The 619-nt window shown below is 50.4% G+C and carries 1 protein-coding gene; it reads left to right on the top strand.

The genetic code is table 11. From position 1 onward, the window contains the following. The coding region (locus R8N49_RS28410; protein ID WP_318190604.1) for a DUF2339 domain-containing protein at positions 1-619 on the top strand (619 nt) is incomplete at both ends.

Raw genomic sequence — 619 nt, forward strand, 5'->3', positions numbered from 1 at the left:
GCTCTGGTTATGGGCTTGGTTTACAGTTATCGCAGCCAATTTGCTCAGCAGCTCACCCTTGTTTATCAAGCCTACAGCTACTTATTGTGGGGCGTATTCGCGCTATTGACGGTATGGCTGAACAGCGTTGAATCGCCACTCATCACCAACATCGTATCGGCACAAGCCATGCCGGTGTTCAACATGCTGAGTTTAGGTTGGCTTCTGCCAACGTGCATTCTCATTGCTGCGGTCGTTAGACGCTGGAATACGCTGCGTGTACACCGATTAGCGGTCGCATGTCTTGGCTTTGCATTAGCGGCCATTTGGCTAGGGATGTCGATTCGACAGTTCTGGCAAACCACGTCAATGACGCTGTTTCAACCGACCAGTATGGCGGAGTTGTTTAGCTACTCAGTGGCAGGATTAATGGTTGGTGGCGCTTTAACTTGGCGTGGCGTCACTCACAAGGCGATGATGATGCAACGCATCGGCTTAATTATACTGGCCTTTGTGGCGTTGAAAGTCTTCTTGTGGGATGTAAGCTCTTTGGACGGGTTCTGGCGCGCCATCAGCTTCTTAGGCTTGGGTGCATCACTTATTGCTTTAGGGTGGCTATTTCAAAAACTGCATCGCTCAG

The organism is Vibrio sp. 1978 (genome assembly GCF_033344345.1).